Annotated in this window: 16 protein-coding genes and 1 riboswitch; of the genes, 7 read left to right on the plus strand and 9 right to left on the minus strand. The window is 69.4% G+C overall.

The genetic code is table 11. The features are described from left to right. Window positions 1–85 precede the first annotated feature (85 nt). From cydD to hisC, 4 genes are all read right to left on the minus strand, one after another. Window positions 86–3,619, minus strand: a complete 3,534-nt coding sequence (cydD, locus tag ABZ876_RS04835) for a thiol reductant ABC exporter subunit CydD (RefSeq protein WP_361774305.1) — start codon at window positions 3,617–3,619, stop codon at window positions 86–88. 60 nt (window positions 3,620–3,679) lie between these two features. Beyond that, a complete protein-coding gene (gene cydB / locus ABZ876_RS04840) occupies window positions 3,680–4,699 on the minus strand; it encodes a cytochrome d ubiquinol oxidase subunit II (RefSeq protein ID WP_361774308.1) in 1,020 nt (339 codons plus the stop codon). 20 nt (window positions 4,700–4,719) lie between these two features. Then, window positions 4,720–6,228: a cytochrome ubiquinol oxidase subunit I gene (locus ABZ876_RS04845; RefSeq protein WP_361774311.1), complete on the minus strand. Its 1,509-nt coding sequence runs from the start codon at window positions 6,226–6,228 to the stop codon at window positions 4,720–4,722. A 263-nt stretch (window positions 6,229–6,491) separates the two neighbouring features. Beyond that, the gene (gene hisC / locus ABZ876_RS04850) at window positions 6,492–7,571 is read right to left on the minus strand and encodes a histidinol-phosphate transaminase (protein WP_361774314.1); all 1,080 of its coding nucleotides are present in this window, start codon (window positions 7,569–7,571) and stop codon (window positions 6,492–6,494) included. 515 nt (window positions 7,572–8,086) lie between these two features. On the opposite strand from hisC, the gene ABZ876_RS04855 reads away from it, so the two are divergent. From ABZ876_RS04855 to ABZ876_RS04865, 3 genes are all read left to right on the plus strand, one after another. Further along, a complete protein-coding gene (locus ABZ876_RS04855; RefSeq protein WP_361774317.1) occupies window positions 8,087–9,199 on the plus strand; it encodes a LacI family DNA-binding transcriptional regulator in 1,113 nt (370 codons plus the stop codon). Window positions 9,200–9,454: 255 nt separating this feature from the next. Beyond that, entirely contained in the window at window positions 9,455–10,561 is a 1,107-nt protein-coding gene (locus ABZ876_RS04860) for a metallophosphoesterase (RefSeq protein WP_361774320.1), read from the plus strand. Between the two features lie 194 nt (window positions 10,562–10,755). Further along, a complete protein-coding gene (locus ABZ876_RS04865; protein WP_361774323.1) occupies window positions 10,756–11,628 on the plus strand; it encodes a hypothetical protein in 873 nt (290 codons plus the stop codon). A gap of 95 nt (window positions 11,629–11,723) precedes the next feature. Here ABZ876_RS04865 and thiC read toward each other — a convergent pair whose 3' ends face one another. Next, a complete protein-coding gene (thiC, locus tag ABZ876_RS04870) occupies window positions 11,724–13,526 on the minus strand; it encodes a phosphomethylpyrimidine synthase ThiC (protein WP_361774326.1) in 1,803 nt (600 codons plus the stop codon). Beyond that, a riboswitch (TPP riboswitch) is annotated at window positions 13,519–13,674 on the minus strand. (Overlaps the previous gene by 8 nt.) A gap of 71 nt (window positions 13,675–13,745) precedes the next feature. Between thiC and ABZ876_RS04875 the strand changes: the two genes are divergently transcribed. Then, a complete protein-coding gene (locus tag ABZ876_RS04875) occupies window positions 13,746–15,110 on the plus strand; it encodes a YibE/F family protein (RefSeq protein WP_361774329.1) in 1,365 nt (454 codons plus the stop codon). Between the two features lie 56 nt (window positions 15,111–15,166). Here ABZ876_RS04875 and ABZ876_RS04880 read toward each other — a convergent pair whose 3' ends face one another. The 4 genes from ABZ876_RS04880 to ABZ876_RS04895 form a co-directional block, all read right to left on the minus strand. Beyond that, window positions 15,167–15,604, minus strand: coding sequence for an SsgA family sporulation/cell division regulator (locus tag ABZ876_RS04880; protein ID WP_361774332.1), 438 nt, complete (start codon window positions 15,602–15,604; stop codon window positions 15,167–15,169). Window positions 15,605–15,704: 100 nt separating this feature from the next. Next, entirely contained in the window at window positions 15,705–16,418 is a 714-nt protein-coding gene (locus ABZ876_RS04885) for an IclR family transcriptional regulator C-terminal domain-containing protein (RefSeq protein WP_361775546.1), read from the minus strand. A 384-nt stretch (window positions 16,419–16,802) separates the two neighbouring features. After that, window positions 16,803–17,015 (minus strand): DUF5326 family protein, encoded by a 213-nt coding sequence (locus tag ABZ876_RS04890; RefSeq protein WP_361774333.1) that lies wholly within the window; start codon window positions 17,013–17,015, stop codon window positions 16,803–16,805. Between the two features lie 166 nt (window positions 17,016–17,181). Then, entirely contained in the window at window positions 17,182–17,499 is a 318-nt protein-coding gene (locus ABZ876_RS04895; protein WP_361653866.1) for a cupin domain-containing protein, read from the minus strand. A 68-nt stretch (window positions 17,500–17,567) separates the two neighbouring features. Here ABZ876_RS04895 and ABZ876_RS04900 point away from each other — a divergent pair, with 68 nt between their 5' ends. From ABZ876_RS04900 to ABZ876_RS04910, 3 genes are read left to right on the plus strand one after another with little or no spacing between them, the layout of a single operon-like run. After that, window positions 17,568–17,948 (plus strand): phage holin family protein, encoded by a 381-nt coding sequence (locus ABZ876_RS04900; protein ID WP_361774335.1) that lies wholly within the window; start codon window positions 17,568–17,570, stop codon window positions 17,946–17,948. 8 nt (window positions 17,949–17,956) lie between these two features. Beyond that, entirely contained in the window at window positions 17,957–18,448 is a 492-nt protein-coding gene (locus ABZ876_RS04905; protein ID WP_361774337.1) for a low molecular weight protein-tyrosine-phosphatase, read from the plus strand. Then, window positions 18,445–19,650 (plus strand): cystathionine gamma-lyase, encoded by a 1,206-nt coding sequence (locus tag ABZ876_RS04910; protein ID WP_361774340.1) that lies wholly within the window; start codon window positions 18,445–18,447, stop codon window positions 19,648–19,650. Before ABZ876_RS04905 ends, ABZ876_RS04910 begins: the two co-directional genes overlap by 4 nt. Window positions 19,651–19,892: the final 242 nt, after the last annotated feature.

Here is a 19,892-nt window from a genome sequence, read left to right on the forward strand (position 1 = left end):
ACAGGCGGGTACGGATGGCCCAGTACCGTCCCCCACCCGGAGGCCCACCGCTGCTCCATCCGATCTGCCCTGAGGATGCTGCCTCTCAGACGTCGGCGAAAGCCGGCGCCGTCGCACCCGTGTGTTCCTTCCACTCGCCCGGCAGAGCCCGCTGGGCCTCCCGCTGCGCCATCGCGCGCAACGGGCCGTCCGACGCGGCGAGTTCCTCGTACGGCCCGCGCTGAACCACCCGGCCCTCCGCGAGCACGACCACCTCGTCGACCGCCTCGAGGCCGGCCAGCCGATGGGTGATCAGCACCGTCGTACGGCCCTTTGTGGCGGCCAGCAGGTCCGCCGTGAGCGCGTCCGCCGTCGGCAGGTCGAGGTGTTCGGCGGGCTCGTCGAGGACGAGGACGGGGAAGTCGGCGAGCAGGGCTCGAGCCAGCGCCAGCCGCTGACGCTGGCCGCCGGACAGCCGGGCGCCGTGCTCGCCGATCAGTGTGTCGAGGCCGTCGGGCAGCCCGTCGGCCCAGTCCAGCAACCGCGCCCGCGCCAGCGCGTCCCGCAACTGCCCCTCGCCAGCGTCCTTCCGCGCGAGCAGCAGATTCTCCCGTACCGAACTGTCGAAGAGATGCGCGTCCTGAGCACACAGTCCGACCATGCGCCGTACCTCGTCGCCGTCGAGCGCACGGGCGTCCGTCCCGCCCAGTGTGTACGCGCCGGCGGCCGGGTCCAGGAAGCGCAGCAGCACCTGCGCGAGCGTCGTCTTGCCCGCCCCCGAGGGGCCGACCACGGCGATTCTGCGGCCCTGTTCGAGGGTCAGCCCGAGCCCGGTGAGCGCGTCGCGCTGCTGCCCGTCGTGGCGGGCGGTCAGCCCTTCGAGGACGAGCGGGAAGGGCGACGACGGCGCCGGCAGCGGCCGTTCCGGCTCACGGACCGGCTCCTGGGCATCCAGCACCTCGTACACGCGCTCGGCGCTCCGGCGCACCCGCTGCCGGTGCTGTACGGCGAGCGGCAGCCCCAGAACCGCCTCGAACGCGGCCAGCGGAGTGAGCACCACGACGGCCATGGTGACGCCGCCGAGCCGTCCGTCGGCCACGGCCTGCGCGCCCACGAGGGCCGCGCCCGCGACGGTCAGCCCGGTGACAAGCGCGGTGAGCCCGCTGCCCAGCGCGGTGGCGGTCGCCGCGCGGGAGGCGATACGCGTGAGCGTCCCGTCGGTCCGCCGCACCTCGTCGGTCCGCGCGGGCAGCGCGCCGGCGACCGTCAACTCGGCGGTCCCGGTGAGGAGATCGGCCACCCGGGTCGCCAGCAGTCCCCGGGCGGGCGCCAGCGCGCGCTCCGCCCGGCGTGCCACGGCACCGGTCACCAGGGGTACGCCGGCCCCGGCCGCCAGCAGCCCGACAGCCAGGACGGCACCGGCCTCCGGCAGCAGCCAGGCAGTGAAACCGACCGCACCCGCCGAGACGGCCAGCGCGGCGCACGCGGGCAACAGCCATCGCAGCCAGTAGTCCTGTAGCGCGTCCACATCGGCGACGAGCCGCGACAGCAGATCGCCGCGCCGAGTCGTGCGCAGACCGGCCGGTGCGAGCCGTTCCAGTCGCCGGTAGACGGCGACCCGGGTGTCGGCCAGCATCCGCAGCACGGCATCGTGCGACACGAGCCGCTCCGCGTAACGGAACACGGCCCGTCCGATGCCGAACGCCCGTGTGGCCGTCACGGCGACCATCAAGTACAGCACCGGCGGCTGCTGAGAGGCCCGCGAAATCAGCCATCCGGAGGTGGCCATCAGCCCGACGGCGCTTCCGAGCGCGAGGCTGCCGAGCAGCAGGGCGAGCGTCAGCCGCCCCTGGCGGGGGCCGGCCGTCGCGCGGACTCGGGCAAGCACCCCGCCGCGCCCCCGCCGTGAGGGACGGGACGGCTGTTCGTCGGGGGTCGTGGCCGCCTCCGGCATCCGGGGGCGGGGCAGTGGCGCGGTTCCGGAGCGCACAGGACCGTTCGCGGGGTACTCGTCCGCGCCCAGGCGGACGATCCGGTCGGCGATCCCGAGCAGCGCAGGGCGGTGCACGACCAGCAGCACCGTCCGTCCGGCCGCCAGCCGGCGCACCGCCTCCACGACCTCCGCCTCGGTCGTCCCGTCCAGGGACGCGGTCGGCTCGTCGAGCAGCAGCACCGGCCGGTCGGCGAGGAACGCCCTGGCCAGGGCCAGCCGTTGGCGCTGGCCCGCGGAGAGCCCTGCACCCTCCTCGCCGAGCACGGTGTCGGCCCCGGCGGGCAACGCGTCCACGAACTCGAGCGCACCGGCGTCGGTCAGCGCCCTGCGTACCGCCGCGTCCTCCGCGTCGGGTCGCGCCAAACGGACGTTCTCGGCGATGGTCATCGCATACAGATGCGGTCGCTGCGGCACCCAGGCGATCCGCGAGCGCCACTCCTCCAGATCGGCCGAGGCGAGATCGACTCCTCCGACCCGTACGCGCCCCTCGGTGAGCGGCACAAATCCGAGGAGAACGCTCAGCAACGTGGACTTGCCCGCGCCGCTCGGTCCGACGAGGGCGACCGTCTCTCCCGGTGCGACCGTCAGGGACAGCGCGGACACCGCGTCGGACGACCGCCCGGGGTAGCGCACGGCTACACCCTCGAAGGCGATCTCACCGTCGGGGAGGCGCCGCGTCCCCGAGTTCGGTACCGGTGTCTCCAGCACCGTGAAGATCTCCTCGGCTGCGGAGAGTCCCTCCGCGGCCGCGTGGTACTGCGTACCGACCTGACGCAGGGGCAGATAGGCCTCGGGAGCGAGCACCAGAATGATCAGGCCGATGTACAGGTCCATGTCGCCGTGAACGAGCCGCATGCCGATGGTCACCGCGACGAGCGCGACCGAGATCGTGGCCAGCAACTCGAGCGCGAAGGACGACAGAAAGGCGATCCGCAGGGTCCGCATGGTCGCCTGCCGGTACTCGCCCGTGATCCTCTTCACCGACTCCGCCTGCGCCTTGGCCCGGCCGAACACCTTCAGGGTCGGGAGCCCTGCGACCACGTCGAGGAAGTGCCCGGACAGCCGGGAGAGCAAGCGCCACTGACGATCCATCTGGGAACGCGTGGCCCAGCCGATGAGAGTCATGAAGAGTGGGATCAGCGGCAGCGTGGCGGCGATGATCGCCGCCGACATCCAGTCCTCGGTGACGATCCGTGCGAGCACGGCCACCGGCACGACGACAGCGAGTCCCAGCTGCGGCAGATAGCGCGCAAAGTAGTCGTCGAGGGCGTCGACTCCTCGCGTGGCCAGGACGACCAGCGACCCGGTCCGCTGGGTGCTCAGCCATCCGGGACCGAGCGCTCCCGCGCGCTCCAGCAGTCGCCCCCGCAGTTCGGACTTCACCGCCGCACTCGCTCGGTGGGCGGCTAGTTCGGTGAGCCATGAGATCAGTGCACGACCTACCGCGACGGCCGCCAGAAGCAGCAGCGGGGTACCCAGCGCGGCAACGGAGTCATGGTGCTGGAAGGCACCGACCACCACCTGGGCGATCAGCATCGCCTGGGCGATGACCAGTGACGCTCCGACGACGCCCAGACCGATGACCGCCAGGAGGAAGAGGCGGGTGGCGCGCGCGTACTGGAGGAGACGGGGATCGATCGGTTTCACGTGAAACACGCCCTTCGGAGCGGGTGGGGAGTTTCACGTGAAACACCCCACCCACCAGACTCAGTGCACGGCGCCGGCGGCCGCGTCGGCGGCGATGTGCTGGGTTCCGATGCGCTTGCGGAACACCCAGTAGGTCCAGCCTTGGTAGAGCATGACGATCGGTGTGGCGATGCCGGCGCACCAGGTCATGATCTTCAGGGTGTAGGGGCTCGACGAGGCGTTGCTCACCGTCAGACTCCAGTCGGCGTTGAGCGTGGACGGCATGACGTTCGGAAAGAGCGTCAGGAAGAGCATCGCGACCGTTGCCACGATGGTGACGCCGGAGAGCGCGAACGCCCATCCCTCACGTCCGGCCTGGTTGGCCATGAGTGCCGCGACGAGAGTGCAGACCGCCACCGCCAGGGCGACCAGGCTCTTGCCGTCACCCTGTTCGACCTGCGCCCAGCCGAGGAAGAGCAGCGCCACCCCGGTGGTGACCAGTCCGACCGCCAGGGCCAGCCTCCGTGCCCGATGCCGGATGTCCCCGACGGTCTTGAGCGCCGTGAACACCGCTCCGTGGAAGGTGAACAGGGTCAGGGTCACCAGTCCACCCAGGAGCGCGAAGGGGTTGAGCAGATCCCAGACACTGCCCACGTACTCCAGATGCTGGTCGATCTTCACGCCCCGGACGATGTTGCCGAAGGCCACCCCCCACAGGAACGCCGGGATCAGCGAGGTCCAGAAAATCGCGGTCTCCCAGTTGCGCTGCCAGCTCTCTTCGGGCCGCTTCGCCCGGTACTCGAAGGCGACACCGCGCACGATCAGACAGACAAGGATGATCAGCAGCGGCAGATAGAACCCGGAGAAGAGGGTCGCGTACCACTCGGGGAACGCGGCGAAGGTCGCGCCGGCCGCGCTGAGCAGCCATACCTCGTTGCCGTCCCAGACGGGGCCGATCGTGTTGATCAGTACCCGCCGTTCAGGCCGGTCGCGGGCCAGCAGCCGGGTGAGGATGCCGACCCCGAAGTCGAAGCCCTCCAGGAAGAAGTAGCCGGTCCAGAGAACCGCGATGAGGACGAACCAGACGTCGTGAAGTTGCATGAGGTGAGCGCTCCCTCGGCCTAGTAGGAGAAGGCCATCGGCTTGTCGGCGTCCCGGGAGTCGCCGCCGATCCTGGTGGGCGGGTGGAGATCGGACTCGGTGAGCTCCGGCGGTCCGGCCTTGACGTACTTCGCGAGCAGCTTGACCTCGACGACCGCGAGGATCGCGTAGAGCAGCGTGAACACGGTCATCGAGGTGATGACCTCACCCTGGGAGACACCGGGGGAGACCGCGTCTCTGGTGCGCAGCACTCCGTAGACGACCCACGGCTGACGGCCCATCTCGGTGAAGATCCAGCCCCAGGAGTTGGCGATGAGCGGGAACGCCAGGGTCCCTATCGCGATGCGCCAGTACCACGTGGTGAGCACCGGGCCGAGGACCTTGTTCCGGGAGAGGACCAGATGCGGCACCTCGTCCTCACCGACCCGCAGATGCGGGGGCAGCATGAACTTCTTGCGGGTGAGCCAGAGTCCGGCCAGACCCAGGGCGAAGGACGCCATTCCGAAGCCGATCATCCAGCGGAAGCCCCAGAAGGTGACCGGAACGATGGGGCGGTAGTCGCCGGGGCCGAACTTCTGCTGCTCCGCCTTGTTGGTGTCGTTGATGCCGGGGACATACGAACCGAAGTCGTCGTCGGCGAGGAAGGACAGCACGCCGGGCACGGACAGCTCGACGCTGTTGTGGCCCTTGCTCACATCGCCGTAGGCGAAGATCGAGAACGGTGCGGAGTCCTGGCCGTCCCAGAGCGCCTCGGCGGCGGCCATCTTCATCGGCTGCTGTTTGAACATCACCTTGCCGAGCAGGTCACCGCTGACCGCGGTGAGCAGGCCGGCTATGACCACGGTGACCAGGCCCAGCCGCAGCGACGTCTTCATCACGGTGACGTGCTTCTTGCGGAGCAGGTGGTAGGCGGCTATGCCGACCATGAACGCGCCGCCCGTGAGGAAGGACGCGGTCAGGGTGTGGAACGCCTGGGTGAGCGCGGTGTTCTGGGTGAGGACGTGCCAGAAGTCGGTGAGCTCGGCGCGCCCCTTCGCCTTGTTGATCCGGTAGCCGACGGGGTGCTGCATCCAGGAGTTGGCCGCGAGGATGAAGTACGCCGACAGGATCGTGCCTATGGAGACCATCCAGATGCAGGCGAGGTGGAGCTTCTTCGGCAGCTTGTCCCAGCCGAAGATCCACAGCCCGATGAAGGTCGACTCGAAGAAGAACGCGATGAGGGCTTCGAACGCGAGGGGCGCCCCGAAGACGTCACCGACGAAGCGCGAGTAGTCGGACCAGTTCATACCGAACTGGAACTCCTGGACGATGCCCGTGACCACACCCATCGCGATGTTGATCAGGAAGAGCTTGCCCCAGAACTTCGTCGCCCGGAGGTACTTCTCCTTCTCCGTCCGTACCCAGGCGGTCTCGAGGCCGGCCGTCAGCGCGGCGAGCGAGATCGTCAGCGGGACGAACAGAAAGTGGTAGACGGTGGTGATGCCGAACTGCCAGCGCGCCAGGGTCTCCGGCGCCAAGGCCAGGTCCACGTCGTCTTCTCCTTACGTCGCCGTGGTCACAAGCGGCAGCTTGCCCCCATTTGTCACACCTATCAGGAGCAATCCGGGCGGCTTTGTGAACGCGTTCACATTCACAAGCAATTATGGCGCATAGAGGTTCGAGGTTGAACAGGTGGGGGTCCCTAAACGGGTCTCCAAGAGAGACCACCGGCCCCGGGGCCCGTCCGGGCTTGGGGATCGCACGCCAAGAGGCGGGCCGCCGGACGGCGGCCCGCCTCCCTGAGCCCGTGGGCCTAGAGCTCCCTGCGGAAGGCCTCCGCCACCTTCACGAAGATGTCATTGGCCTCGGACTCACCGATCGTGACCCGCACCCCTTCGCCCGGGAACGGCCGCACGACCACGCCGGCCTGCTCGCAGGCGGCAGCGAAGTCGACCGCGCGCTCCCCCAGCCGCAGCCACACGAAGTTCGCCTGGGTCTCGGGGATCGTCCAGCCCTGGCCACGCAGTGTGTCGACCACACGCTTGCGCTCGCACACCAGCGAGCCGACCCGGCCGAGCAGTTCGTCCTCCGCGCGCAGCGAGGCGACCGCCGCCACCTGCGCCACCTGACTCACACCGAAGGGCACCGCCGTCTTGCGCAGCGCAGCCGCCACCGGCTCATGGGCGATCGCGAAACCGACACGCAGCCCGGCGAGACCGTACGCCTTGGAGAAGGTACGCAGCACACAGACGTTCGGCCGCTCGCGGTACAGCTCGACCCCGTCCGGGACCTGGACGTCACGGATGAACTCCCGGTACGCCTCGTCGAGCACCACCAGCACATCGCGCGGCACCCGGTCCAGGAAGCGCTCCAGCTCGGCCCGCCGCACGACGGTGCCGGTCGGGTTGTTGGGGTTGCAGACGAAGATCAGCCGGGTCCGGTCGGTGATCGCGTCCGCCATCGCGTCGAGGTCGTGCACGTCGCCCGCGGTCAGCGGCACCTGCACCGAAGCGGCGCCGCTGATCTGCGTGATGATCGGGTACGCCTCGAAGGACCGCCAGGCGTAGATCACCTCGTCGCCCGGGCCGCTTGTGGCCTGGAGCAGCTGCTGGGCGACACCGACCGAGCCCGTGCCGGTCGCGAGGTGGGACTGCGGCACGCCGAAACGCTCCGACAGCTCGTGCATCAGGCCCGTGCACGCCATGTCGGGATAGCGGTTGAACGACCCGGCCGACTCGATCACGCTCTCCATCACGCCCGGCAACGGCGGATACGGATTCTCGTTCGAGGACAGCTTGTAGGCCACCGGTCCGCCGGATGCCGCAGGCCTGCCGGGCCGGTAGGTGGGGATACCGTCCAGCTCGGCACGCAGCCTCGGGCTCGTCTCGCTCACCGCAGTCCTCCTCGCGCACGCACCGGCTCATGACCGCCACCGGCTTCCAATGCTTCTCACCTTATGAGGATTCGGCGCCCCTGCGAATGGGCTGTGGACAACCGCTTCCGTCTCCGTGGTGCCGCACCGGAAACCGGGCGCATCACCGCACGGAACCAAGCACATCACGGTGCGAACCCGAGGGCGCCGGACGAAGCCGAGCGCTTCACCGTACGAACCCGGACGCATCACCACAGGAAAAGCGCACATATCGGGGGGCGCGTCGCCCTTTGCCGCACGCGCTGGTGGCTCGCGCCGTGGCGCGCATCCCCCGTGAAGGTGAGTTGAGACCTCTTCGAAATATGGCGAACTTGGCAGGCTCATGCGTGCCGACACGTCACGTACTGACCTCCGGCCGTTCAACTACCTTGCATTCAAAGGCATTTACCTACCGCTGACCGTGCAGAAACGTGCCTGTCAACGCGTGCATATGCGTCCGCACTACCCCACCGCATGAGCCCTACTATCGGCTCGCCATGACAGCAGCAGGGAAGCACCAGGTGAGCCGGGCGGAGACCTCCCGCCGAGGCGGCCGGCCGGGCCGGGCGGGCATCAGAGACGTGGCCGCCGCCGCCGGAGTCTCCATCACGACCGTCTCCGACGCCCTCAACGGCAAGGGCCGACTGCCGGACGCCACCCGACGCCATGTCCGCGAGGTCGCCGACCGGCTGGGCTATCGGCCCTCCGCCGCCGCCCGCACCCTCCGCACCGGCAAGTCAGGCCTCATCGGCCTGACGGTGACCACGTACGGGGATGAACCTTTCACCTTCACCGAGTTCGCGTACTTCGCGGAGATGGCCAGGGCCGCCACCTCCGCGGCGCTCGCCCGGGGCTACGCCCTGGTCATCCTGCCCGCGACCTCGCGCCACGACGTCTGGTCGAACGTCGCTCTGGACGGCACGGTCGTCATCGATCCGTCCGACCAGGACCCGGTGGTCAGCGAGCTGGTCCGGCAGGGGTTACCGGTCGTCTCCGACGGCCGGCCGGCCGGCTCCCTTCCCGTCACCGCCTGGGTGGACAACGACCACGAGGCCGCGGTCCTCGGCATCCTCGACCACCTGGCCGCCGCCGGCGCCCGCCGTATCGGGCTGCTGACCGGCACCACGACGGACACGTACACCCATCTGTCCACGACCGCCTACCTGAACTGGTGCGAGCGCGTCGGACAAGAGCCCGTCTACGAGGCCTATCCCGCCCACGACCCGGGCGCGGGCACCGTCGCCGCCGACCGGCTGCTGGCCCGCCCCGACCGCCCCGACGCGGTCTACGGGCTCTTCGACCCGAACGGCACCGATCTGCTGGCGGCCGCCCGCCGCTACGGACTGCGCGTCCCCGACGACCTGCTGCTCGTCTGTTGCAGCGAGTCCGCCGTGTACGCGAACACCGAGCCGCCCGTCACGACGCTCTCCCTCAAACCGCGCCGGATCGGTACCGCCGTGGTCCAGCTCCTCATCGACGCCATCGAGGGAATCGACTCGGACCAGCCGGTCGAGCAGGTCATACCGACGGAGCTGATCGTGCGCACATCGTCCCAGCGGCGGCAGCCCCGCACCACCGTCAGCCCGCCCCGGTCCCCCGAGCGAGGGTAGCCCGTCGGTGAGCCACGGGTGGCACACCGGCCGCCCGCGGAAGGGTGACGCGCAGGTTGCCCGCAGGCGGGTGACGCACCTGGTCGCAGCAGGGAAAGCACCGTCCATTTAGGGCGAAAGCCGCGGTGACCGGGGGTCCTTCCCCGATTCACCACCCCTGGGTCATCACATGGCGCGATCCGCATTCCTATGATGGGCCCACGACACCGCGGACCGCTGCGACCAGGCAGTCCGATGTGGTGCAGATGCGGCGCGATGGTGGAGGGGTCGATGACTCAGGGGGCCGGTCAGGGACCCGAGGCGGAACGGACGGAGACGTTGCGCGACTTCCGGGTGCCCGCGTACGTCCACGAGCCCGGTCCGTACGCGCAGAGCACGCCCCCCGATGAGGTCACCGGACCCCCCGCACCGCCGGAGGAGTACCCCCCCGGATACTCCGACGCGTACACACCCACCGAGCGGGATCTCCCGGTCATCAACCGCGGTGACACGCAGGTGGTCGTCGACCCGGTCCCCGTCCCCGCCGAGCCCCCCGCCGAAGGGCCCGGACCGCTGTTCGTGGTCGGAGACGTCCACGGCTATCTCGACCAGCTCGTCGCGGCGCTCCGGGAAAAGGGCCTCATCGACGCCCAGGGCCAGTGGTCCGCGGGCACGGCGCGGCTGTGGTTCCTCGGGGACTTCACCGATCGCGGACCCGACGGCATCGGTGTGATCGACCTGGTGATGCGGCTGTCCGCGGAGGCGGCCGCGGCCGGCGGCTACTGCAAGGCGCTCATGGGCAACCACGAACTGCTGCTGCTCGGCGCCAAACGGTTCGGCGACACGCCCGTCAACTCGGGCGCGGGCACCGCAACCTTCCAGGCGGCCTGGCTGCTCAACGGGGGCCAGAAGACGGACATGGACCGCCTGCAGGACCACCACCTTCAGTGGATGGCCCGTCTCGACGCGGTGGAGGAGGTCGACGGACACCTTCTGGTCCACTCGGACACCACCGCCTACCTCGACTACGGCGACTCCATCGAAGCGGTCAACGACACCATCCGCGAGACCCTCACGCGCAATGACGCGGACGAGGTATGGGATCTCTTCCGGAAGTTCACCAAGCGCTTCTCCTTCCGCGACGAGGGCGGCGCCGACGCCGTACGGTCCCTGCTCCAGACCTACGGCGGCAGGCGGATCGTCCACGGCCACAGCCCCATCCCCTACCTGCTCGGCGAGGTCGGCTCGGAGGACGGCGAGGACGACACGGGCCCGGTCGTCGAAGGCCCCCACATCTACGCGGACGGTCTGGCGATCGCGATGGACGGCGGTGTGACCATGGCCGGAAAACTGCTGGTCCAGCAACTCCCCCTGGACGACTGAGGGTTCGACGGGACGGCGCCGCCCGGCGGGGACCGTCCCGGGAGCACCCGAACCGAGGGGGCAATTTCCGGAAACCCCCTGTCACCGTGTGCCGTCACCGCTCTACCATCGGCTTATCCGTAGCAGGCTCCCCTCCGTTTCTGCCCGACGGCTCGTCAGCATGCCGAGCCACAAGCCCTACGGAGCATCGGGGGATGCACATGAACAGCGTTCCGCAGCACCTGCTGAGCGAGGACCGCCAGGACTACGAGCGGATCCTCGGTGAGGCGCTGCGCTCCGCACCACACCGCCCGGATCTGGCCGCTGTGGGACAGCGGCTCAACCCCGAACAGCTGCGCACCATGGCGCTGAACGCGACCACCCTCATCACCGAGGCGGCGGCGGCCGAATACCAGCACTATGTGCAGATCCGCGAGGAACTGCGTCGGCCGGCGCCTTCCGCCCCGTCCGTCCAGGAGAACGCCGAGGAAGCCGACGCCGCGGAGCCGGACGCGGACGGCCAGGGGCTCGCCGCCACCATGTCGGAGGCCGCGGCGAGCGCCGGAGCGGGTGCCGTCGCCGCGGTCCTCGCCCCTTTCCTCGCCGGTGCCGCCGCGGCGATCTTCCTGCTCGTGGGCTACATCCTCAAGATGGTCAACCCCGACCAGGCATTCGCCCGGACCCTCCTGACCACCGGGTGGGTCTTCGGCGCGGTGACCGCGGCGGCGATCCTGGTCGCCGCGATCGGCCTGCTGCTCACCGCCCTGCGCAACAGCTCATCGGCCCGGGACGCCGACGCCCGGAACGAGTTGATCACGGAGGTGGCACGGGCCCGGGAGGCCTGGCACGAGGCACTGCTGGAGCGCGGCATCCTGCCGTTCCTCCGCGACGCCCTCGCCGATCCGGGCGCGGCCGCGATGAGCCGCACGGCACCGGAACCGACCCCCAGCCGCATGCCGCACCTCGGCTACGGCCGTCCGGGCTTCAGCAGCCCCGACAGCGGCCCCGCCGCGGGCCCTCGCCCCAGCTTCACCAGCCCGGACTTCACCAGCCCGGACTTCGGGGGCCCGGAACACCAGCCGGAGTGACGGACCTCGAGCACCGAAGCCGGCCCGCGTTCTCTTGAGGGGGTGCGGGCCGGAACTTCGGCCAGGGACCTGTCCCGGCACCGCACAGCGGGGGATCACTCCGCGATCGGCAGGTACACCCGGTTCCCGCTCGCCGCGAACTCCTTCGACTTCTGGAGCATCCCCTCGGCGATCTCGTCCGCCGTCGCACCCGCGGCCACCTCACCGCCGAACCGCTCCGTGATGCTCTGGCTGATCTTCATGGAACAGAACTTCGGACCGCACATCGAGCAGAAGTGGGCCGTCTTGGCGGGCTCGGCGGGAAGGGTCTCGTCGTGGAATTCACGGGCCGTGTCCGGGTCGAGGGCCAGGTTGAACTGGTCCTCCCAGCGGAACTCGAAACGCGCGTCGGACAGCGCGTCGTCCCACTCCTGTGCACCCGGATGCCCCTTGGCGAGGTCGGCCGCGTGGGCAGCGATCTTGTAGGTGATGACGCCGGTCTTGACGTCGTCACGGTTGGGCAGGCCCAGGTGCTCCTTGGGGGTGACATAGCAGAGCATGGCCGTGCCCCACCAGGCGATCATCGCGGCACCGATACCAGAGGTGATGTGGTCGTACGCCGGCGCGATGTCCGTGGTCAGCGGGCCGAGCGTATAGAACGGAGCTTCATCGCAGATCTCCTGCTGAAGGTCGATGTTCTCCTTGATCTTGTGCATCGGGACGTGTCCCGGGCCCTCGATCATGGTCTGTACGTGGAAATCCCTTGCGATGCGGCCGAGTTCCCCGAGGGTACGCAGCTCCGCGAACTGCGCCGCGTCGTTGGCGTCCGCGATCGAACCGGGCCGCAGGCCGTCGCCCAGCGAGTAGGTGACGTCGTAGGCCGCGAGGATCTCGCAGAGCTCCTCGAAGTTCTCGTAGAGGAACGACTCCTTGTGGTGCGCGAGGCACCACGCCGCCATGATCGAGCCGCCGCGCGAGACGATGCCGGTCTTGCGGTTCGCCGTCAGCGGTACGTACGCCAGGCGCACACCCGCATGGACCGTCATGTAGTCCACGCCCTGCTCGGCCTGCTCGATGACCGTGTCCTTGTAGATATCCCAGGTCAGCTCCTCGGCCTTACCGTCGACCTTCTCGAGCGCCTGGTAGAGCGGCACCGTGCCGATGGGCACGGGGGAGTTGCGCAGCACCCATTCACGGGTGGTGTGGATGTTGCGGCCGGTGGACAGATCCATGACCGTGTCGGCGCCCCAGCGGGTCGCCCAGGTCATCTTCTCGACCTCCTCCTCGATGGAGGAGGTGACCGCGGAGTTGCCGATGTTGGCGTTGACCTTCACCAGGAACCGTTTGCCGATGATCATCGGCTCGATCTCCGGGTGGTTGACATTGGCCGGCAGCACCGCCCGGCCCGCCGCGATCTCCTCGCGGACGACCTCGGGGGAGACGTTCTCGCGGAGGGCCACGAACTCCATCTCCGGTGTGATCTCCCCGCGGCGCGCGTACGCGAGCTGTGTCACCGCGGCACCGTCGCGACCGCGACGCGGCTGGCGCGGGCGTCCCGGGAACACCGCGTCGAGGTTCCGCAGGCCGCCACGCGGCGAGGTGTGCCTGATCCCGTCGTCCTCGGGACGGACGGGGCGGCCCGCATACTCCTCGGTGTCGCCGCGAGCGACGATCCAGTTCTCCCGCAGCGGCACAAGGCCCCTGCGGACATCGGTCTCGGCGACCGGATCGGTGTACGGGCCGGAGGTGTCGTACAGGGTGACCGACCGCCCGTTGGTGAGATGCACCTGACGGACCGGCACCCGCAGGTCGGGGCGCGAGCCCTCGATGTACGCCTTGTGCCAGCCGATGGACTTCCCGGCCTCCTGGGGCTCTTCGCCCTGGACGGAGGCAGGCGTGCGTGCGTCCTTGATGGTCATGAGACCTACTCCCTACGCCGGCATTACCCGGTAACAGGTTCAGCGGTCGACGCAGCGGTTTCCGCCGTCGATGTTCCACGTGAAACATCGCGCCTGCGGAGGTCAGCGCCCTCTCAGCCCGGTGCTCCGAGCTCCCGCGTGTGCAAAGGTCCTTTCACGCTAGCGTCTGATTGGGCAAGCTGAACAGTGGGCCTCACGGGTTCTTGCGATGATCGGGCGGTGACCCCGACCCCGCATCCCCCCTCGCACCCACCGTCCGAGCCGCGTCACCACCATGGCCCGGACGAGGGACACGTCCACTCCCACAGCCACAGCCACGGCCCCGCCGCCCCTGTCTCACGGCATCTGCGCAGGGTCATCGCCGCGATTCTCATCCCGTTCACGGCGGCGGTCGTGGTCGGGCTCGTGGTGCTGTGGCCCGGTGGCGTCCCGCCGCACAAGCGTTCCGGCGTCGGGTTCGACCGGCAGACCCAACAGGCGACGGTCACCAGGGTCGTGGCGGTGGACTGTGCCTCCGTGAACGCCCCGGGTGGGGCCCCGACCGGGAACGCGTCCACCGGCGACGGCTCGGCCCCCCAGCGGCCGGCCGGCACATGCAAGAAGGCGACGGTCCGCGTCGACACCGGCAAGGATGAGGGCCGTACCTTCACGGAGATCGTGCAGCCGGACCAGTCACGGCAGTTGCACGAGGGCGAGAAGGTCGTGGTCGCGTACGAGCCCTCCGCGCCCAAGGACCTTCAGTACTCGGTGACCGATGTGGACCGAAAGTTCCCCATGGCCCTGCTCGCCGGCATCTTCGCCGTGGCGGTGGTGGTCGTGGGCCGGATGCGCGGGATCATGGCGCTCGTCGCGCTGGCCGTCAGCTTCCTGGTGCTCGGTTTCTTCATCCTGCCCGCGATCCTGCAAGGCGCGAATCCGCTGCTCGTGGCCGTGGTCGGGTCGAGCGCCATCATGCTGATCGCCCTCTACATGTGCCACGGTCTCTCGGCCCGTACCTCCGTCGCGGTACTCGGCACGCTCATCTCCCTGTCGCTGATCGGTGTACTGGGCTCGGAGTTCATCGGCTGGGCGGCACTGACCGGCAACACGGACGACAACACCGGTCTGATCCACGGGTTGTACCCGCATATCGACATGAGCGGACTGCTGCTCGCCGGGGTCATCATCGGTTCGCTCGGCGTCCTCGACGACGTGACCGTCACGCAGACATCCGCGGTCTGGGAACTGCACGAGGCCAACCCGTCGATGGGCTGGCGCGGTCTGTACCGTGCGGGCATCCGTATCGGCCGCGACCACATCGCCTCGGTCGTCAACACGCTGGTCCTGGCATACGCGGGCGCGGCCCTGCCCCTGCTGCTGCTCTTCTCGATCGCGCAGAGCAGCGTGGTCTCGGTCGCGGGCAGCGAGCTGGTCGCCGAGGAGATCGTGCGCACGCTGGTCGGCTCGATCGGGCTGGTCGCCTCGGTGCCGGTGACGACGATCCTGGCCGCCGTCGTCGTCTCGACCGACCGGCCGGGAACAGCCGCCGCCCCGGCTGCGGCGGCCCCGGCCCGTGGGGGGAGAGGGCGCCGCCGCAAGCGCTGAGACGTCCCGGACCGGGAGGACGCCCCAGCAGAAGCGTTACGGCGCCGCGCGCCGCCTCAGCCTGCGCTCTGCTCCTCCGCCAGGATCCGGTCCAGCGCCTCCTCCAGATGCGCGTCGAAGTCGGCGAGTGATCCCTCCTGCCCGAGCGGCACCAGCTTGTCGGTGCGGTCGAGGAACGCCACCAGGGGGACCGCACCCGACCGGAACACCGCCCGGTCGCCGCCCACCTGGAGCCGGATCAGCACATCGCCGAAAGTGTCCGGCTCGGCGGGGGAGATATGGACATCGCCGTCGCCGCACGGCCGGCCCACCCCGTCCACCAGCAACTCACGACCGAACGCCCAGGTGACGGGTGCGTCGCCGGGCAGATGGAAGGTCAGACGTACCGCATAGGGATCACAGGTCTCGTAACACAGCTCCACCGGAATGCGGAAGGAGAGCTCCTCGGACACGAGAAAGCTCATCATGACCTCTGCCTGCACCGACTCGCGCATCGCCTACCCCGTCAGTAGCCGTCGACTGGCCAGGAATGATCCCCCTGACACCTGCTGGAAGTTTGCTGAACGTACACAGCAGATCACAAGGAGTGAGTTTTCAGATACTGATAGAGAGGGTGAGTGTCCCTAGCAGTCTGCCGCTCTCCGCCTGCAACCGACGGGCCGCCGGCAGCAGCCGGTCGGCTTGCTGTGAAGGCAGGGAGATGGCTACCGCCGCAGCCGTCGGGCCCACGGTGAGGGGGATCGCAGCGCAGGCCGTACCGAGCGTGTACTCCTGGCGCTCGATGACCGGTTCCCCCGGTTCCACGTGCTCCAGACGGCGCTCCAGGCTGCGGTTGTCACGCACCGTGTACGGCGTGAGCGGCTGCACCGGATAGCGGTCGAGATGATCGCGCCGGGCCTCTTCGTCGAGCTGCGACAGCAGGCACTGACCGATCGCGTGCGCGTGCCCGGTCTCCCGGAAGTCCGCCCACTCCCCGACCGCCGGGCTGCCCGGGCTGTCGGCAACACCGAGGACCTCGATCTCACCCTCGCGGTATACCGCGTAGTAGACCGGGACACCGATCGAATCACGCCATTGTTCGAGCGCGTCGTTCACCATGGTGCGACGTTTCTGCTGGGCCGCGCTGCCGCTCAACCGCTCGGCTGCCTCCCCGAGGAAGAACAGGCCCTTCTCCCGGCGCAGATAGCCCTCGTGGGTCAGGGTGCGCAGAAGGTGGTACGTCGTGGGCAGCGCCAAACCGACCTCACGGGCCAACTGCTTGGCGGGGGCCCCGTACTCGTGCTCGGCGACGGCCTCCAGCAGCCGCATCGCCCGCTGCACCGATCCGATGAGGGTGCTGGACTGCGCCGACGTGGGCGGGAGGTGCTCCTCCGCCGGAGAGGCGCGCCGCTGTGCGGGTGGGGCGGACGACTGTGCGGGTGCGGCGCCAACCGTGGCCAAAGGTCACTCCCGGAGCACGAAGTGGGCCTCCCGTGCGGGGACACGGGAGGGAAATGCACCGCGCGCGGGACTGCCGCGCCACGGGCTCCGGACTTTAACGGCCCCCCACCGGCCGCCGACGGCGTCACCGGGAAAACTTCCCTCGCCCGAGGGAACCTCAGGTTCCTGTTACCGGCGGCCTGTTGCCGACCGCCGGGTCGGCCCTGTGCCACCCCGCGGGGCCTGTCCCCCGCCCGCTGCGCTCCGGGTGGCTCACCAGTCGCCGCGTGAGGACGAACTCGACATGAACTTCCGTACGACGTAGATCAGTCCGCCGACCAGAGCGACGAAGAGAAGCACCTTGAACAGCAGCAGCACCACGAAGCCGACGACGGTCGCTATCACACTGCCGAAAACCACCAGGGCGATGACCGGCACCGCGATCCACTTCACCCACCACGGCAAACCCGCGAAGATCTCTCGCATGGCCCTCGTCCTTGTCTGTCCGCCCGTTGCCCCGCGTCCATTTCGGGGGCTCCCCAACCGGGTCCTTCCGTCCTGCCTCGATGCTAGGACCGCGAAGGGGCGGAACGCGGCACTCGCGCCCCTTGTCCTCCCCTGATCGTTCCCCTAGGGAACCCCGAGGCGGGTCTCAGCTCTCCGGCGGAGAGAACACCACCAGTACCCTCAGGTCTTCGGTGATGTGGTGGAACTTGTGGGCGACCCCGGCGGGCACGTAGACGACGCTCCCCCGTGCGACCTGGGTGGTCTCCAGGCCCACGGTGATCGAGGCGCGGCCGCTGACGACGAAGTACACCTCGTCCTGCTGGTGCGGCTTCTGCGGGTCGAGGTCGCCGGCGTCGAGCGCGTACAGGCCGACCGACATGTTCCGCTCCCGCAGGAACTGCAGATACGCGCCGTCGTTGGCGGCGCGCTCCGCCTCCAGTTCGTCCAGCCGGAAAGCCTTCATAGCCTTCATCGCTTCTGCCCGTCCTTGCTCACTACTCGCCTCTGGTCCCGTCTGCCACGATCAGACACATGAAGAATTTCGTAGTCAAGACGATCGCCAACGCGGGGGCCCTGGCCGTCGCCGTATGGCTGCTCGACAAGATCACTCTGACGGGCACGAGCACGGCCAAGAAGACCGGCACGCTCATCGTGGTCGCGTTGATCTTCGGGCTGGTGAACTTCCTGGTCAAGCCGGTGGTGAAGGTGCTGACCTTCCCCCTGTTCATCCTGACGCTCGGGCTGATAACCCTGGTCGTCAACGCTCTGATGCTGCTCCTCACCTCCTGGGTGGCGGGCAAACTGGACCTGAGTTTCCACGTCGAGGGCTTCTGGACCGCCGTCCTGGGCGGCCTGATCATCTCGATCGTCTCCTGGGCGCTGCACCTGGTGCTGCCCGACGACGAGGACTGAGGGAGCGCATGACCTATCGCGTCTGCTTCGTCTGCACCGGCAACATCTGCCGCTCGCCGATGGCGGAGTCCGTCTTCCGCGCCCACGTCGCGGAGGCCGGTCTCGACGACCTTGTCGAGGTCGACAGCGCGGGTACGGGCGGCTGGCACGAGGGTGACGCCGCGGATCCGCGCACCGTCGCCGTCCTGGAAGACAACGGCTACGACAGCGTGCACACCGCACGCCAGTTCCAGCCCTCCTGGTTCTCCCGGCTGGATCTCGTGATCGCCCTGGATGCCGGCCATCTGAAGGCCCTGCGCCGGCTCGCCCCCACCCCGAAGGACGCAGCCAAGGTCAGGCTTCTGCGCTCGTACGACCCGGCCGCCGACGACAACCTCGACGTGCCCGACCCGTACTACGGGGGGATGGACGGGTTCGAGGAGTGTCTTGAGATGGTGGAAGCGGCGAGCCCCGGACTGCTCGCCGAGGTACGAGAGCAGGTGGAGGGACGGGCGGCATGAGCACAGGGGACACAGGGGCCGCGCCCGCGTCCGGCGCGGGGACCGGCGACGGCACGCGGGGGACTGGCGACGGCACGCGGGGGATCGGCGACGGCACGCGTGCGGTGCGGGCGGGGCTGCCCGAGCCGGTCAAGCACGAGCCGACCCTGCCGGGCCCGGTCTTCGCCGCGCACTTCCACCTGCCCGGCGAGCCGACCGGCCCGTACGCCTACGGGCGGGACGAGAATCCCACGTGGACGCATCTGGAGCGCGCCATCGGTGAGTTGGAGGCGCCCGGCGAGAAGGGTGTCGACACGCTCACCTTCGCCTCCGGCATGGCCGCGATCTCGGCGGTCCTCTTCTCCCAGCTGCGTGCCGGCGACACCGTGGTGCTGCCCTCGGACGGCTACCAGGTACTGCCGCTGGTGGGCGAACAGCTGACCGCGTACGGCATCGACGTGCGCACCGCGCCGACCGGTGACGACGCCCAGCTCGGTGCCCTCGACGGCGCGAAGCTGCTGTGGATCGAGACTCCGTCCAACCCGGGACTCGACGTCTGTGACGTGCGCCGACTCGTGGCGGCGGCTCACGCGCAGGGCACCCTCGTCGCCGTCGACAACACCCTGGCCACGCCCCTCGGCCAGCGGCCCCTCGAGCTGGGCGCCGACTTCTCCGTGGCCAGCGGCACCAAGATGCTCACCGGGCACGGTGACCTCCTGCTCGGATACGTGACGTCCCGGAATGCCGGGCTGATGGCCGCCGTACGACGCTGGCGCAAGATCGTGGGAGCCATCCCGGGCCCCATGGAGGCATGGCTCGCACACCGCTCGCTGGCCACCCTGCGGCTGCGCGCGGACCGGCAGTCGGCCAACGCGCTGACGGTCGCCGAGGCGCTGCGCGGCCGGCCCGAGGTGACCGGCCTGCGGTATCCGGGCCTGCCCGACGACCCCTCGCACAAGATCGCCGCGCAGCAGATGCGGCGCTTCGGATGCGTGGTGTCGTTCTCGCTGCCCACGCGTGCGCGTGCCGACCGCTTTCTGGACGCGCTCCGCCTCGTCGACGACGCGACCAGTTTCGGAGGGGTCCGGTCCACCGCCGAGCGGCGTGGCCGCTGGGGCGGCGACGCGGTCCCGGAGGGTTTCATCCGCCTCTCCGTCGGTGCCGAGGACCCCGAGGACCTGGTGGCCGATGTGCTGCGTGCGCTCGACGAGTCGGCGAAGTGACCACGTCCCGAGCCACGCGCCGGTTCCGGCTACGCACATCCGTGGAGGCGGTGCGGTCCCCCGGACGGCTCCTCTACGGACAACGGACGGTCCGAGCCTCCCCCCTCGTGGCTCGGACCGCCCCGGTTCCGCGCTTGAAGAACCGCGCGGTCAAGGCTAGTTGACTCTGTGTCAGTGTCCAATCACAGTAGCGACAGAGACCTATCGACTTATTTATAGTTGGCCCGGTCGCGGGGTGCCGG

The organism is Streptomyces sp. NPDC046931, assembly GCF_040644655.1.
In the GTDB taxonomy this organism is placed as follows: Bacteria; Actinomycetota; Actinomycetes; order Streptomycetales; family Streptomycetaceae; genus Streptomyces.